The organism is Flavobacterium weaverense (genome assembly GCF_003688495.1).
In the GTDB taxonomy this organism is placed as follows: Bacteria; Bacteroidota; Bacteroidia; order Flavobacteriales; family Flavobacteriaceae; genus Flavobacterium; species Flavobacterium weaverense.
On sequence record NZ_REFH01000008.1, the window covers coordinates 417,967 to 434,075 of the forward strand.

Genomic DNA, 16,109 nt, shown 5'->3' on the forward strand with positions numbered 1-16,109 from the left:
AACCAAAACCAGCAAAGCCATCAAGATTTAATTTTGATGTTTTTTTTTATTTTAAATCTATCTAGAAAACTGTTCGTCCAAATTTATTTTCCTTTTTGAAGTTAAAATAGGTTTATAATAATGGGTTTGACTTTTGAACAAAACATCTTTTAATGGAGCAACTTCTGTTTTATATTCAAAGCCTTCTTTGTCTACTAAATAAATATTTTCATTTTTCTTAGCTACGACATAGGGACTATTCCCGAAATATTCTACTTCGTCATAAATAGCAGGAATAATTATTTTTTCTTTCGTCGCAAGACCAAATTTGTCTCCAAGTTTTAATCGAAATTCTGGACTATAAAGTCTATCAATAGAGTCGTAAACTGTCGGTATTATTTCATTGCCTTGAATATCTAAAATTCCCTTTTTATTATTTTTTTCTACCAGATAAATAGGTTGTTTTTGGAAAATATAATCAGAAGTGAGAACTTCATAAACGATTGGAGCTATTTCTCTTCCCGAAGAATCGATAAGTCCCCATTTATTATTTAGTTTTACCTTAGCTGCATTGTCAGCAAAGGCATAAGCAAAGTCATACTTTGCACTGATTATTTCCTGTTTCTCGCCATTTACAAATCCCCACTTACCATTCTTGAATATTGGAAACAATCCAATTTGGTTCTCGAATTTAGTGTAATGACATGCTTTCTCAAAATCACTCCCGGCACCAAAAAACAGAAAATTTCCGCTATAATCGTAGAAATCCATTATTAGTAAGTCACCGTCTTTATCTTGTCCAATACGTATCCGTTTTATATTTACTTTGCTGTAGAGCAACGGAACAAATGACTGTTGTTTTGAAAAATAAATTTCTATAAACCGCTCTTTACGCTCACCTTTTAATAGGAGTTCTCGCTGTATTGTCCCTTCTTTTGAATCAACTAAATAATTAAGTTTTACAATATTTGGCTCTTCGAAAATTAGATTGACAAAATCAGCTTTCTCACTATCAATATTGAAATTTTTTAGAAGATAACTAATATTTTTGTTTTTTGAACTCGCCTCAGATTTTCCGATATAGGTTCCACTTAACGTTTGTAAATCAGTTAATTTAATAAACGCTGCGGTTTTATTTATTCGATAAGTTCCACAAGAGTGTAGCATCAAGATTGCCAAAATAAGAGTGAGAATTTTATAATTTTTTTGCAAAAGTTTGTTTTTTAATAAACTAAAAATACAAAAAATTAAATATAGTGTAACGCCATTTAAAATTTATGAATTTTAATCTACTAACTCCTTTCCAAAAACTGCAATCTCTTTCGACTTTCGACATTATTTTATTACTTTCGCACTTCGATTAAAGAAAAGGATAAAATGAGCACAAAATTTACTGAATACAAAGGACTTGACTTACCTACAGTAGCGTCAGAAGTACTAGATTTTTGGAAGAAAGAAAACATATTCGAGAAAAGTGTAACGACACGTGAAGGGAACGAACCATTCGTATTTTTTGAAGGTCCACCTTCAGCAAACGGATTGCCTGGAATTCACCACGTGATGGCACGTGCTATTAAAGATATTTTTTGCAGATATAAAACTCAAAAAGGTTTCCAAGTAAAGCGTAAAGCAGGTTGGGACACACATGGTTTGCCTGTAGAATTAGGAACGGAGAAGGAATTAGGAATTACTAAAGAAGATATTGGTAAAACCATTTCTATTGAAGAATATAACGAAGCGTGTAAAAAAACCATAATGCGTTATACGGATGTATGGAATGATTTGACTGAAAAAATGGGTTATTGGGTTGATATGGAAGATCCATATGTGACTTACAAATCTAAATACATGGAAACCGTTTGGTGGATTTTAAAGCAAATCTACAATAAGGATTTAATGTACAAAGGTTACACGATTCAACCCTATTCTCCAAAAGCGGGGACAGGATTATCGTCGCATGAAGTAAATCAACCAGGGAGTTATAGAGATGTAACTGATACTACTGTTGTTGCTCAATTCAAAGTAATTGATGCTCACAAAGAATTAGTATTCTCTAAGTTTTACGATTATATCACTTCAAAAAATTTACAGCATTATAAATTAGAAGCACTAGATTTAGATGAAATTTTCATCTTAGCTTGGACAACAACTCCATGGACGTTGCCTTCAAACACAGCTTTAACTGTTGGTCCAAAAATAGATTATGCTTTAGTAAAATCATTCAATCAATATACTTTTCGTCCTTCGACAGTAATTTTAGCTAAAAACTTAGTTGGAAAACAATTTGGTAAAGGATTTTTTGAAAGTTCTGAACCTGCTGATTTTGAAAATTTCAAAGAAGGTGATAAAAAAATTCCATACCAAGTTCTTGCAGAATGTAAAGGTGCTGATTTAGTTGACATCCGTTACGAGCAATTACTAAAATTTGTTTTACCATACCAAAATGCTGAAAATGCATTTAGAGTTATTGCAGGTGATTTTGTAACCACTGAAGATGGAACAGGAATTGTACACACGGCGCCAACATTTGGTGCGGATGATGCAAAAGTAGCTAAAGAAGCTTCACCTGAAATTCCACCCATGTTAGTTTTAGATGAAAATGGAACTCCAGTTCCTTTAGTCGATTTACAAGGAAAATTCACTTCACATGTAGGTGAATATGCTGGTAAATATGTCAAAAATGAATATTACAACGACGGTGAAGCTCCAGAACGTTCCATAGATGTTGAGCTAGCTATTCGATTGAAAGAAGAAAATAGAGCGTTTAAAGTGGAGAAATATGTCCACAGTTATCCACACTGCTGGAGAACCGACAAACCTATCTTATACTATCCTTTAGATTCTTGGTTTATAAAAATTACAGAAGTTAGAGATCGTATGTTCGATTTAAACGAGACCATAAACTGGAAGCCAAAAGCAACTGGTGAAGGCCGTTTTGGGAACTGGTTGAAAAATGCTAATGACTGGAATTTATCTCGTTCAAGATATTGGGGAATTCCATTACCAATTTGGAGAACCGAGGATGGTCCCGATGCTTCGGGAGAAGAAATACTAATTGGTTCGGTTGAAGAATTGTACAACGAAATAGAAAAATCTATTGCTGCTGGTTTCCAAAAAGAAAATCCTTTTAAAGGTTTCGAAATTGGAAACATGGCTGAGTCCAATTATGATCTAATCGATTTACATAAAAATGTAGTTGATGAAATCACGCTAGTTTCTGCTTCTGGTAAGCCAATGAAGCGTGAAGCTGATTTGATAGATGTTTGGTTTGATTCAGGTTCAATGCCTTATGCACAATGGCATTATCCGTTTGAAAATAAAGATAAAATTGATCAAAATAAAGATTTCCCAGCTGATTTTATTGCTGAAGGAGTGGATCAAACGCGTGGTTGGTTTTATACCTTGCATGCTATTGGGACTTTAGTTTTTGATAAAGTAGCTTATAAAAATGTAGTTTCTAATGGTTTGGTTTTGGACAAAAACGGACAAAAAATGTCTAAACGATTAGGAAATGCTGCCGATCCTTTCGAAACTTTAAAAGAATACGGTCCTGATGCAACGCGTTGGTACATGATTTCAAATGCGAATCCTTGGGATAACTTAAAGTTTGACCTAGAAGGAATTGCTGAGGTTCGTAGAAAATTCTTTGGAACATTATACAATACCTATTCATTCTTTAGTTTGTATGCCAATATTGATGGTTTCAAATATGCAGAAGCTGAAATCCCGATGAATGAAAGGCCTGAAATTGATCAATGGATTATTTCAGAATTAAATACTTTGATAAAAGACGTAGATGGTTTTTATTCAGATTACGAACCTACAAAAGCGGCTCGAGCAATATCAGATTTTGTACAAGAAAACTTAAGTAACTGGTACGTACGTTTATGTCGTCGTCGTTTCTGGAAAGGTGAATATGCACAAGATAAAATTGCAGCGTATCAAACATTATATACTTGTTTGTTAACCATTAGTAAGCTTGGGGCGCCAATCGCTCCTTTCTTCATGGACAAACTTTACAGAGATTTAACTTTAGCTACACAGTCAGAGCAATTTGATAGTGTACATTTGGCCGAATTTCCTAAATACAATGAGCAATTTGTTGACAAATCGTTAGAGAGTAAAATGCAGAAAGCCCAAACGATTTCTTCATTAGTTTTATCATTGCGAAAAAAAGAAATGATTAAAGTGCGTCAACCACTACAAAAAGTAATGATTCCTGTTCTTGATGAAAACCAAAGAGCTGAAATTGCAGCTGTATCTGACTTGATAAAAGCAGAAGTAAATGTTAAGGAAATTGTGCTCTTAGATGATGCTTCAGGAATACTTGTTAAACAGATTAAACCTAATTTTAAAGCACTAGGACCGCGCTTTGGTAAGGATATGGGTCTGGTTTCTAAGGAGATACAAGGATTCACAAAAGAACAGATAAGTGAGTTAGATAAGAAAGGTACTTTAGAGGTAATTATTGGGGGAAATAATGTATTTTTAACCCTAGAAGATGTAGAGATTACATCGCAAGATATTGAGGGTTGGTTAGTCGCTAACTCAAACGGGATAACGGTTGCGCTTGACATTACAATTTCTGAAGAGTTGAAGCAAGAAGGAATTGCTAGGGAATTAGTAAATAGAATTCAGAATATCCGTAAAGATTCTGGATTTGAAGTTACTGATAAAATTAAAGTCCAATTGAAAAGAGATGGGATTTTAGAAACAGCGATTCTGAAAAATGAAGATTACATCAAATCAGAAACATTAACGAGCGATTTAGTTTTTGTAGACGAAATAGAAAACGGTACAGAAATTGAATTCGACGAAATAAAAACAATGATATTAATTTCAAAATAATACGAAAATGGCAGACGAAACAGTACGATACTCTGACGCAGATTTAGCAGAGTTCAAAGAGATTATCCTGAACAAGATTCAAAAAGCACAATCTGATTTAAATTTAATCAAAAGCGCTTACATGAATGACTTGAATAACGGGACTGATGATACTTCGCCTACATTTAAAGCCTTTGAAGAAGGAAGCGAAACGATGTCAAAAGAAGCAAATTCACAACTGGCGATTCGTCAAGAGAAGTTTATACGTGACTTAAAAAATGCACTTTTCCGTGTAGAAAATAAAACATACGGAGTTTGTAAAGTTACCGGTAAATTAATTGGTAAAGACAGACTAAGAATTGTTCCTCACGCTACAATGAGTATCGAAGCAAAGAACTTGCAACGATAAGAATTTTACATTTTTAATATTAAATTCCAAATTCCATAATTTACTTATAAAATTATTGGGATTTGGAATTTAATTTTTAGAATTTACCTACTTTTGCCCATTAAATTTTACAAAATGTCATTACGAAAAGCGTATCTCCTTATTTTTATTCTATTACTTGTTGACCAAGTTTCAAAAATATACATCAAAACTAATTTCATTTTAGGCGAAGAGGTTGAGGTATTTAAATGGTTTAAAATCTTGTTCATAGAAAATGAGGGAATGGCTTGGGGAACTGAAATACCAGGACAATACGGAAAATTATTCTTGACACTATTTAGATTAGTTGCAGTAGGTGGTATAGGGTATTGGTTATGGGATTCTGTTGAAAGAAAGCAAAGTTCAAATTATTTAATCGTAGCAATTTCACTAATTCTTGCGGGAGCTTTTGGTAACATTATAGACTCCGTTTTTTATGGCGTAATTTTTAATGACAGTCATCAAGAATTAGCGACACTTTTTTCAGATCAACCTTACGGAACTTGGTTTCATGGGAAAGTGGTCGATATGCTTTATTTTCCTTTTTGGCACGGAATATTACCGAGCTGGTTACCAATTTGGGGCGGAAGAGAATTTACTTTTTTCAATGCGATTTTCAATGTAGCTGATATGGCTATTTCAACAGGAGTTGGAATTTTGATATTTTTCAATAAAAAAGCTTTTCACGAGCAAGTGTAGATTATCTTTTACTTTTTCAATTATAGTTAGTACGCAAAAACAAGCGCTCTTGATTACAATCAAGAGCGCTTGTTTTTTTACATTTATTCTCATAACATTTTTGAACGTGTAGTTATAAAGAAATCCTTCTCTTAACTCTAATATTTGGAATTACTAGCATCTTCATTCAGAAGTCGCAGTAAATGCGCGATTTAACAATTGTTAATTAATAGTTAAAGAAAAGAAGAACATTCGCTTTTGGGATGGTAAAAATTATTTTTGGAAAACTATAACCACTAAAAAATAATAAATGAAAAAGTTTTTTATTTTGACTGCGGCAACTTCACTTTTGTTAATCCCAACGAGTCAATTTGCACAATCTAAAAAGGAAAAAGAAAAGATGGCGCAAGCTGCATCTGCTTTGCCTGAGAAAAAACCAGAAACCACAATTAAAGAGTATGGAAAAGTAATTACTAAAGACGCCAAGTCAGATGATGGTCTTTTTACTGTTCACAAAGTCGATAAGAAATACTTCTTTGAAATCCCTAATAAACTTTTAGATAAAGACATGCTTTTAGTAAGTCGGCTTTCTAAATTACCTTCTGATTTAGGTGGCGGTTATGTTAACGCAGGTTCTGAAACCAATGAGCAATTAGTCGTTTGGCAGCGTTTCCAAGATAAGGTACTGCTTAAAATAAAATCATATAGCGCTGTTGCAGATCCAAGTTTGCCAATTAATCTTTCGGTAAAAAACAATAATTATGAGCCTGTTTTATTTGCTTTTGATATTGTCGCTTTCAGCAGTAATTCTGAAAATACAGTAATAGATGTTACTAAGTTTTATAGCACTGATGTAAAAGCGATCAGCGGACTTTCAGCTTCGATGCGTGAATCCTACAAAGTTAAAGGACTAGATGACTCTCGCAGTTTTATTACAGCAATGAAGAGTTTTCCAATGAATATTGAAGTCGTTCAAGATTTTACCTATAACGCATCAAATCCTCCAGTGATGAAAGATGCGGAGACGATAAGTATCCAAATGAATCAGTCGATGATTTTGTTGCCAGAAGTTCCTATGACACCACGACTTGCAGATCCAAGAGTTGGTTGGTTTACAATGAACCAAATTGACTACGGAAGCAATGAATTGAAATCAGACAGTAAAACTTTTATCCGTAGATGGAGGCTGGAGCCAAAAGATCCAGAAGCATACGCTAGGGGAGAATTGGTTGAACCGGTAAAGCCAATCGTATATTATTTAGATCCAGCTACTCCTGAAAAATTACGTAAGTATATCAAACAAGGAATTGAAGAATGGCAAAAACCATTTGAAACAGCCGGTTTTAAAAATGCAATTATTGCTAAAGATCCGCCAACAAAAGAAGAAGATCCGGATTTCAGTCCAGAGGATATTCGGTATTCTGTAATTAGATATGTGGCAAGCACAACGCGTAATGCTGTTGGACCAAGTATTTCTGATCCTAGAACGGGTGAGATTATTGAGAGCGATGTTATTTGGTATCACAATCATTTACGTTCGTATCGTAATAGATATTTATTAGAAACAGGAGCTGCTAATCCTTCCGCTAGAACATTAAACACTTCTGATGAAGAAATGGGTGAGATGATGCGTTTTGTAATTGCTCATGAAGTAGGGCATGCGCTGGGTTTTCCACATAATATGGGAGCGAGCAGTGCTTATGATGTTGAAAGTTATAGAAATGCTGCGTTTACTCAGAAATACGGAATTGCAGCAAGTTTAATGGATTATGCTCGTTTTAATTATATTGCTCAGCCAGGGGATAAAGGAGTTCGTTTTATTCGCCAAATGGGACCTTACGATCACTATGCTTTAAACTGGGGATACCGTGTGATTCCAAACGTTAAATCTCCAGAAGCTGAAGTTCCTACATTAGATAAATGGATTTTAGAAAAAGCAGGAGATTTGAATTATAAATTTGGGAAACAAAGTAGTTCATTTGATCCTTCTTCGCAAACGGAAGACATTGGAAACAATTCAATGAAAGCGAGTACTTACGGTCTTAAAAACTTAGAATATGTTGCTGCTAATTTGTCAAAATGGACAAGCGATGTAACTAATAATTACGAAGATCTAGACGAGTTATATAAAGAAATGATGGATGTTTGGAGTCGATATGTAGGACATGTCGTGACGAATGTAGGTGGAGTTTATGAAAACACTAAAAAGCCTAACCAACAAGGAAGTATTTATGATGTTGTACCAAAAGTAAAACAGCAAGAAGCGATGCAGTGGTTGCAATCGAATGCTTTTGCATCACCGACTTGGCTAGTGAATATCCCCACATTAAAAAATATTAATTATTCAGGTTATACGGAGCGTTTTAGAGGTTTACAAGTTCGTCATTTAAATACTATTTTGAGCTTTGATCGAATAGGACGCTTGATGGATGCTGAAATTTTAGGAGCAAATAATTATACCGCTAATGACTTACTTCAAGACATGCGCAAAGGTATTTGGAAAGAAGCTAGCTCAGGATCCAATGTAACTATTTACAGAAGAAACCTGCAGCGTGCCTATATCGAAAGAATGAGTTTCTTGATGACTGAAGAATTAAAATCAGGATCATCAAGAGATTATTACAATGTATCTCAATCTGATATTAGAGGATTAGTAAGAGGGCAATTAAATGTTTTGAAAGGAACGCTTGCAACCGCAAAAAGTGGAGCAGTGAATGCAGAAACAAAATTTCATTACTTAGATTGTATAAAGAGAATTGAGAATATTTTAGATCCAAAATAACCAAAGTTAATTTTAGTAGAAATATAAAAAGGAGCTCGATGAAATATCAAGCTCCTTTTTCTTTTTATACCATTTAAAACTCGTACACTTCCTCTGGTGTAACACAATAGTTTAACTGTATATCGCCTTCAAAAACATCTTCAATTAATTCCTCCGCTTCAAAAAAAGATAGTCCTATTTTAATAGTTTCTGGTTTGCACTCCGAAAGGAATTTATCATAAAATCCTTTTCCGTAACCTGCACGATGTCCTTTTTTGTCAAATGCTAAAAGCGGAACAAAGACAACATCTATTTTAGCAGAAGGCACTTCGATTCCATCAACCGGTTCAGGAATATTATATTCGTTTTTCTCAATTTTTGTATTATCAGTCAATAGAAAATGCTGCATATTTCTCGTTTCAAAATCACTTCTAGAGATAACAATCTCCTTATCTTTTCCAGATAGTAAATGCAAAACAAATTCAGTATCTACTTCATTATGTTCTGTTATTGGAAGGAAAATATGGAAATAGGTTTTATCCCAAATGGGAAGTGAGATTAAATTATTGGCAATTGCCAAACTCATTTCTTCGTTTTGATTTTCAGAAAATGATTTCCTTAATTCTTTATATTTAAGTCGTAGTTCTGTTTTTTTCATTTTAAATACTTTATTCTGCTTCCTCTGAATCTAATGCATTCGACAAATGGTAAATCGCATCACCTTCATATACGATAGGTGAATGATTTGCATTGATAATGTAACCAGCATTTGGTGCTTTAACTTTTCTTTCAAATTTTCCGTAAGGATCTGTTATCATAGCCAGGACAGTTCCTTTTTTTACAAATTTGCCTATCATGTCAAAATCGTGCAGTAATCCAGAACATTTAGCCCGAATCCAACCTGATTTTTCAATATAAATAGTATGTGATGCTTGTTGGGTTACAATGTGTTTTGAATCTAGCATATCTAAATGAGAAAGTAAACGTTTTGCGCCATTTACTCCTTCGTCAGCAATACTCGTATTAATGTCAAGTGATTTTCCACCTTCAAAAAGTAACATTTTAACGTTCATTCTTTCACTTGAATTTCTAAAGGAGCCTACGATGTTTCGAGAATATAATGTAAATGGCGCGTTAAAAGCATCGGCTAAAACTTTTAAATCACTGTTAGTGGGAGCTATTCTAATTTGCGCCACATTAAACCGACTGGCTCCACCAGCATGAAAATCCACACCATATTGAACAATTGGCATAATTTCAGCTAAAATATGAAAAGCAAATCGACTCGCTAAAGAACCTGCTTTACTACCTGGAAATACTCTATTTAAATCTCTTCCATCAGGAAATTCTCTGGATTTATTGATAAAACCGTAAACATTAATTATAGGAATGCAAATTACTGTTCCTCTCTTAGGCTTATTTATTTTTTTACGAATCAGTTGTCTCACAATTTCGACGCCATTGATTTCGTCACCATGAATTCCAGCTGAGAAAAGCACAATAGGTCCGTCAAATTTAGAGCGCCGAACGATAATTGGCATATTTAATTTTGTAGTAGTATGCAATCTGGCAATCTCAACGTTTATAGTTTTGTTCTCTCCAGGCATAATGGTTTCGCCAAAAAGAACAATAGGAGTAGTATTAATTTTCATCATTATATCTTGAAAAGATAAAAATAGCCATAATAACCAATTACGAACTAAATTTCTCGTAAAACTTTTGGCATCACTATTTAAGAAAATTTTAGTTTGTATATCGTAATTTTTGAGATTAACTTTGTTAGATGAATCCAGCATCTTTAGCGCTCCAAATCCAAACTTTACCAGACAATCCCGGCGTCTATCAATATTACGATAAGGACGGGAAAATTTTATATGTGGGTAAAGCTAAAAATTTAAAAAAAAGAGTTTCTTCTTATTTCAATAAAATTCATGATACGGCTAAAACCAATGTGCTCGTAAAGAAGATTGTTACTATAAAGCATATTGTTGTTCCTACAGAAACCGATGCGCTTTTGCTAGAAAACAATTTGATAAAAACCTTGCAACCACGCTATAATGTATTGTTGCGTGATGATAAAAGTTATCCTTGGTTGTGTATTAAAAAAGAACCTTTTTCGCGAATTTTTGCCACTAGAAGAATGGTCAAAGATGGTTCGGAATATTTTGGTCCATACACCAGTTTCAAAACAGTAAGTACTATTTTAGAATTAATAAAAGAATTATATCCACTGCGAACGTGCAATTACGATCTTAGTAAAAGCAATATTGAAAGCGGAAAATTTAAGGTATGTCTCGAATATCATATTGGCAACTGCATGGGACCTTGTGAAGGACACGAAACTTTAGAAAATTATCAAAAACAAGTAGACGCTATTCGCGAAATCTTGAAAGGTAATTTCAAAGAAAGCATGAAAGATTTCAAGCGCGTTATGACAAACTTAGCCGCTGATATGCATTTTGAAGAAGCCCAAAAGATTAAAGAGAAGATAGAAATTCTTGAAAATTACCAGTCGCGTTCTACAATAGTAAATCCCAAAATTACAAACATAGATGTGTTTTCAATAGTTTCTGATGAGAGCGCTGCTTATGTAAATTTCCTCCAGATTTCTCATGGTTCGATTATCCGTTCGCACACTATGGAAATCAAAAAGAAATTAGATGAACCAGATGAGGAATTACTAGAACTCGCTATTATCGAACTTCGTGAACGTTTCCATTTATTGTCTCGCGAAATTGTAGTTCCATTTGCAGTTGAAGTTGGTGAAAATGTAAAAGTGACTGTTCCCCAATTAGGGGATAAAAAGCAAGTTTTGGATTTATCCATTCGGAATGCTAAGTTCTACCGAATCGAACAGTTGAAGCAACTCCAAATTGTAGATCCAGATCGACACACTAAACGCATCATGGCACAAATGCAAAAAGATTTGCGATTGCCTGTAGAGCCGCGTCACATAGAATGTTTTGACAACTCTAATATTCAAGGTACAAATCCGGTTGCGGCGTGTGTAGTATTTAAAGATGGAAAGCCGAGCAAAAAAGATTACCGCCATTTTAATATAAAAACTGTCGAAGGCCCTGACGATTTTGCCTCGATGACCGAAGTGGTTTATCGACGATATAAAAGACTGCTAGATGAAAACGAACCACTGCCTAATCTAATCATTATCGATGGTGGAAAAGGACAACTTTCTTCGGCTCTCAAAAGTATTGATGACTTAGGTTTGAGAGGAAAAATTACTGTAATTGGGATTGCAAAAAGACTTGAAGAGCTTTTTTATCCAGGTGATTCTGTTCCTTTATATTTGGATAAAAGATCCGAAACTTTAAAAATTATTCAGCAATTGCGTAACGAAGCGCACCGTTTTGGGATTACACATCACCGTGATAAGAGGAGTAAAGCAGCGCTAAATTCTTCAATTGAAAGCATTCCCGGAATTGGTGAAAAAACGATGTTGACTTTAATTCAACACTTTAAAAGTGTTAAAAGATTGAAATTAGCCACAGAAAAAGATATTTCAGACGTTATAGGAGTATCAAAAGCCAAAAAAATTGTCGAATTTTACAAGAATAACTAGTCCTTTCTCTATGAGCCTATTCCAGCTATCCGTTTCAAGCGCTCTGCAAAAAATCTTTTGTTCTAATGAAAAAAAAGGAGCTTCTAGGGGCGCTCTTTTTTTTCAAGAAAAAATAGATTTTTTACTGTCGCGGCTTTCTACTTCGATCTGGGGCTTAGACTCAGTTTCAAAACTATTATTCTATTCTATAATCGCTATATTCTTTCTTTCACAAAGCACGTTTGCACAAGAACAAAAAAAACCAAAAATAGGTTTAGTTCTCAGTGGTGGTGGAGCAAAAGGATTTGCGCATATTGGTGTTCTTAAAGTATTGGAAGAAGCAGGTGTTAAAGTCGATTACATCGGCGGAACTAGCATGGGTGCTGTGATAGGAGGATTGTATGCTTCTGGCTATAACGCTTCTCAAATTGATTCTATTTTTCAAGCCACCGACTTTAGTAAATTAATCAATGATTTTATTCCGCGATCTTCTAAAAATTTCTACGAAAGAAGAAATGAAGAATTATACGCTTTAGTTTTACCCTTTAACAAACTGAAAATTGGAATTCCTGAAGCTTTATCAAAAGGAATGTACAATTATAATTTATTAAGCAGAATTACAAGAAATGTAAGGCATGTTACAGATTTTAATAAGTTGCCAACGCCTTTTTTATGTATAGGAACTAATATTGAAACAGGTAAGGAAGTCTTGTTGAATAAAGGAAATTTAGCGCAAGCAATGATTGCGAGTTCTGCTTTTCCATCTTTGTTTTCTCCAGTGGAAATAGATGGAGATATTCTTGTCGATGGCGGAGTTATTAATAACTACCCCATTGAAGAAGTGAGAAAACTAGGGGCTGATATTATTATAGGTGTTGATGTTCAAAATGATCTTTTAGACAGAAACCAGTTAAAGGATGCCACTAAAATTTTAGTTCAAATTACAAATCTACATTCGATCGAACGAATGAAAAAAAACATTAGCAATACTGATATTTATATTAAACCAGATATTACGCAATATGGTGTGATTTCATTTGATAAAGGGAAAGATATTATTACAAAGGGTGAGGAAGCAGCTTTTGGTGTTTTCGAACAATTAAAAAAATTAGTTGATGAGGATAATCCATACGTAAAACCAAAGTTGATTTTAAATTCTGATAGTTTACAAATTCGTTCTATTAACACTAATAAATTAGAAAATTACACTAAAGAATATATCAGTGGAAAATTGAGATTCAAACCGAATACAAAAATAACTTACAACGATTTATTGAAAGGGATTAACAATATTAATGCTACTCAAAACTTTAGTTCGATCTCTTATGCATTTGAACCTAATGCAGAAGGAGTAGATTTAAATTTAAGTTTAAAAGAGAATCCTACAAAGACCTATTTGAAATTTGGTTTGCATTACGATAATTTATTTAAGAGTGGTGTCTTAATAAATTTGACTCGTAAAAAAGCACTTTTAAAAAATGATATTGCGTCGCTAGATATTGTATTAGGTGATAACTTTAGATATAATCTAGATTATTATATTGAAAACGGATTTAATTTAAGTTTTGGTTTTAAATCGCATTACAATCAATTTAATCGAAATATTGCTAAAGAAATAAGTCCTAATACTGTCAATAATACGAACATAAATACTTTAAATGTAGATTTTTCAGATCTTACCAATCAAGTGTATTTTCAATCCTTATTTGTACAAAAATTTTTAGTTGGTGGCGGATTAGAACTCAAGTATTTAAAAATCAAATCGGAAACACTCGCGAATGTTGACCCTATAATTGATAGAAGTAGTTATGTAAGTGCTTTTGGGTACATGAAATTTGATTCGTTCGATAATAAATACTTCCCTAAAAAAGGATGGTATTTTAATGGGGACATTCAATCGTTTTTATTTTCATCAGATTATACAGGAAATTTTCAACCGTTTTCTATTGCTAAAGGAGATTTTGGAGTAGCGGCAAAATTATTTAAAAATGCAACGATTAAATTTCAAACTGATGCAGGATTTAGTTTTGGACAAAAAAGTGTTCCTTTCTTTAATTTTATCTTGGGAGGTTACGGCTATAACACCCTTAACGGATTTAAATATTTATATGGCTATGATTATATGAGCATAGTGGCAAATAGTTATATTAAATCTACTGCAACTTTAGATTACGAATTTTATAAAAAGAACCACATTAATTTTTCAGCCAATTTCGCGAATATCGGAGATAAAATATTTGAAGGAGTGGACTGGATTTCAATCCCAAAATATTCTGGTTATGCCGTAGGATACGGTTTAGAAACTATAGTTGGACCAATAGAAATAAAATATTCTTGGTCACCAGAGTTGCCTAAAGGCTTTACTTGGTTTAGTATTGGTTTTATGTTTTAAATATAATTTATATTAATTAAAATTCCGATATTTGTTATTATGAAAACAACTTGGCCTGGTTTATTAGGATATCTACAATTTCTAATCAAGAGAAATCCTGAATAGTAGATCGATTAGATAATACTACGAATAAGATAAAGTAGAGAATAAGTTCGTTTTCAAAATGCTGTTATTTTCTCGTTTACTTATTTTCTAATTGTTAAATCTTCTAATTTAAAAAATCATGCCTTTATATCATAAATTGGGGAGTTTTCCTCAAAAGCGTCACACGCAATTTGAAAAGCCAAATGGCGGTTTGTATTACGAACAACTATTTGGAACAGAAGGATTTAATGGTCACTCTTCTTTGCTTTATCATGTTCACAGACCTACGCAGGTTAAAGAAATTCTTAAATCGTATTCTGTAGAGCCAAAAATTGCTATTGGCAAAAATATAAAATCATTATTGTTTAAAGGTTTCGAATTGAAAGCCGAAGACGACTTTTTGGACAGTCGGAAACCTATGTTGGTAAATAAAGACTGCACAATAGGTTTAGCTGCTCCACGAAAATCATTGCGCGATTACTTTTATAAAAATGCCGATGCTGACGAAATGATTTTCATTCATAAAGGAAAAGGTAAGTTACGTACGATGATGGGAAATATTCCTTTTGTATATGGTGACTATCTTATTATTCCACGTGGAATGATTTACCAAATCGATTTTGATACTGAAGAAAACAGACTTTTCTATGTCGAATCTTTTGCGCCTTTTTACACTCCTAAAAGATACAAGAATGAGTCAGGACAGCATTTAGAACATGCACCTTTTTGTGAGCGTGATTTTATTTTGCCTTCTGAGTTAGAAACTCATGATGAAAAAGGAGATTTCCTTATTAAAATAAAGAAAGAAGGAATAATGCATGAAGTAGTTTATGCCTCACATCCTTTTGACGTTGTAGGTTGGGATGGATATAATTTCCCTTACGGATTTAGTATTCATAATTTCGAACCTATAACTGGACGTGTGCACCAACCACCACCGGTGCATCAAACATTTGAAACAGCAACTTTTGTTGTTTGTTCTTTCGTTCCAAGATTATACGATTATCATCCAAAATCTATTCCAGCTCCATACAATCATAGCAATATTGATAGCGATGAGGTTTTGTATTATGTAGATGGTGACTTTATGTCACGTAATAACATAGAGCAAGGTCATATCACTTTACATCCTAAAGGAATTCCACATGGACCGGCGCCTGGAGCGATGGAACGCAGTATTGGTCATATAGAAACTCATGAATTAGCGGTGATGGTAGATACTTTCCGTCCACTTATGGTGACTGAAGAAGCTATGGGATTAGACGATGGTCAATATTATAAATCGTGGGTTGAATAAGAAGAATTAGATAATTAGGTAATGTGAAAATTAGATAATTAATAATGGACTGTACCAGATACTCTGTTTATAATAATTGACTAATTATCGGTATTGACTAATTCTCTA

Annotated in this window: 10 protein-coding genes; 7 read left to right on the forward strand and 3 right to left on the reverse strand. The window is 33.6% G+C overall.

Going from position 1 to position 16,109, the window contains the following annotated elements; genetic code table 11:
• Positions 1 to 57: 57 nt before the first annotated feature.
• Positions 58 to 1,191, reverse strand: coding sequence for a WG repeat-containing protein (locus BC961_RS05460; RefSeq protein WP_147440531.1), 1,134 nt, complete (start codon positions 1,189 to 1,191; stop codon positions 58 to 60).
• 165 nt (positions 1,192 to 1,356) lie between these two features.
• Between BC961_RS05460 and ileS the strand changes: the two genes are divergently transcribed.
• From ileS to BC961_RS05485, 4 genes are all read left to right on the forward strand, one after another.
• Positions 1,357 to 4,827, forward strand: a complete 3,471-nt coding sequence (gene ileS, locus BC961_RS05465) for an isoleucine--tRNA ligase (protein ID WP_121924849.1) — start codon at positions 1,357 to 1,359, stop codon at positions 4,825 to 4,827.
• A 7-nt stretch (positions 4,828 to 4,834) separates the two neighbouring features.
• On the forward strand, positions 4,835 to 5,215 hold the full coding sequence (locus tag BC961_RS05470; RefSeq protein ID WP_121924850.1) for a TraR/DksA family transcriptional regulator: 381 nt from the start codon (positions 4,835 to 4,837) through the stop codon (positions 5,213 to 5,215).
• 114 nt (positions 5,216 to 5,329) lie between these two features.
• On the forward strand, positions 5,330 to 5,932 hold the full coding sequence (locus BC961_RS05475) for a lipoprotein signal peptidase (protein ID WP_121924851.1): 603 nt from the start codon (positions 5,330 to 5,332) through the stop codon (positions 5,930 to 5,932).
• 289 nt (positions 5,933 to 6,221) lie between these two features.
• Positions 6,222 to 8,693: a zinc-dependent metalloprotease gene (locus tag BC961_RS05485; RefSeq protein ID WP_121924852.1), complete on the forward strand. Its 2,472-nt coding sequence runs from the start codon at positions 6,222 to 6,224 to the stop codon at positions 8,691 to 8,693.
• A 73-nt stretch (positions 8,694 to 8,766) separates the two neighbouring features.
• On the opposite strand, the gene BC961_RS05490 is transcribed toward BC961_RS05485, so the two are convergent.
• Together BC961_RS05490 and BC961_RS05495 are read right to left on the reverse strand one after the other, a co-directional pair.
• Positions 8,767 to 9,330, reverse strand: coding sequence for a 5-formyltetrahydrofolate cyclo-ligase (locus BC961_RS05490; RefSeq protein ID WP_121924853.1), 564 nt, complete (start codon positions 9,328 to 9,330; stop codon positions 8,767 to 8,769).
• A 10-nt stretch (positions 9,331 to 9,340) separates the two neighbouring features.
• The gene (locus BC961_RS05495; protein ID WP_121924854.1) at positions 9,341 to 10,324 is read right to left on the reverse strand and encodes a succinylglutamate desuccinylase/aspartoacylase family protein; all 984 of its coding nucleotides are present in this window, start codon (positions 10,322 to 10,324) and stop codon (positions 9,341 to 9,343) included.
• Positions 10,325 to 10,455: 131 nt separating this feature from the next.
• Here BC961_RS05495 and uvrC point away from each other — a divergent pair, with 131 nt between their 5' ends.
• From uvrC to BC961_RS05510, 3 genes are all read left to right on the forward strand, one after another.
• Positions 10,456 to 12,249: an excinuclease ABC subunit UvrC gene (uvrC, locus tag BC961_RS05500; RefSeq protein WP_121924855.1), complete on the forward strand. Its 1,794-nt coding sequence runs from the start codon at positions 10,456 to 10,458 to the stop codon at positions 12,247 to 12,249.
• 10 nt (positions 12,250 to 12,259) lie between these two features.
• Complete coding sequence (locus tag BC961_RS05505; protein ID WP_121924856.1) at positions 12,260 to 14,620, forward strand: patatin-like phospholipase family protein; 2,361 nt, start codon at positions 12,260 to 12,262, stop codon at positions 14,618 to 14,620.
• Between the two features lie 223 nt (positions 14,621 to 14,843).
• Entirely contained in the window at positions 14,844 to 16,001 is a 1,158-nt protein-coding gene (locus BC961_RS05510) for a homogentisate 1,2-dioxygenase (RefSeq protein ID WP_121924857.1), read from the forward strand.
• Positions 16,002 to 16,109: the final 108 nt, after the last annotated feature.